The organism is Leptospira dzoumogneensis, from assembly GCF_004770895.1.
Lineage (GTDB): Bacteria > Spirochaetota > Leptospiria > Leptospirales > Leptospiraceae > Leptospira_B > Leptospira_B dzoumogneensis.
This window is the reverse complement of sequence record NZ_RQHS01000002.1, coordinates 1-1,178: the sequence shown is the minus strand read 5'-3', so window position 1 is coordinate 1,178 and position 1,178 is coordinate 1. Positions and strand designations below refer to the sequence as shown.

The window sequence follows — 1,178 nt, the reverse complement described above, 5'->3', positions numbered from 1 at the left end:
AATTATGGTGTTGGAGCTTGGAACTCCGGAACGGATGGAGGGGCCTTCGATTCCTTCTTGGCGAATGGTCTATTCCGTCTAACGGCAACAAGCACGAATCGTAGTTATCGTCTAGAATCTAGCACGAACGACTTCGTTGTAAATGAGAACGTTTCCGTTACTACTCTCTCAGAACCTCAAACGGTCACTTACGGAGATATCGCCTTTACCGTTTGGAGACAAGACAACACTCTCCAAGGTAAGTTCATGCAAATCTCCACAGGCACTGTTTTGGCCGGTGGGGCCCAAGTAAAACTCAACACTGCTAATGCGACCGGTAAATTCGTAGTTAAAACGGATTCGGGGAAGGCAGCAATTCTCTGGGAAAATGGCGTGGATATATACATCGCCTTCCGAGATCTGACAGCGGCTAATTTCCCTGCCATCGGATCGGAAATCAAAGTGGCAACCCGTCCGAATACTTCTGGAGGTTTGGGCCTTGCTATGGGAGGAGGCGGAAAGGCAATTGCAGTTTGGTCGACTGTCGCTACCTCCACTGTTTTATTTACTACCACGACATATCATACCGTCTATGGCCGAAATTTTCAAGGAGATGTGGCTGGTACATCCGGAACCGGATTTGGAGTCGCTCTTATAAGCGGAGTCGGAATGACCTGTGTGCTTAACGCGGACAGTGACGGAGGGAATACCGCATTTATAGCCGTTGGCTATGGCGTCGATTCAAATATAGTTAATGGCTATACATTTGATTTTGCAACGGGAACGAAGCAAGCCGGCCCAGTCAATTTGTCAGGGACTACTGGAGCTGCAAATGTCACTTCCGTCGCCGTGAACGCCACTGCTGGGAAGGCATTCGTTGTTTGGAGAAGGTCAGACACAACTGCGGTCGCTCGAGTTTACGATTTAACGACGAACGCTGCTTTGGGGCCGAATGCCTTTGGTATTGCAGGAAATACAAGTGCGATTTCTATAAATGCAATGACGGGTTACGGGCTACTTGCTTTTAGTTCAACCAAGAATACCGGAATCTATCTGCGAGTTGTCGATCTTTCGGATGGTCTTTTGGAATATACGACCACGCTTCAATTGGATACGTCCAAGACTGCCACGAGTAGAAAACCCGGAGGACTGTATCTAGTATCCGGAAATATTATCGCTCTTTGGGAACATCAGGAGTC

The 1,178-nt window shown here is 48.1% G+C and carries 1 pseudogene; it reads left to right on the top strand.

The annotated features are described in order from the left end of the window. Nucleotides 1-1,178 (top strand): annotated as a pseudogene (locus EHR06_RS19080) (hypothetical protein); the annotation flags it as partial.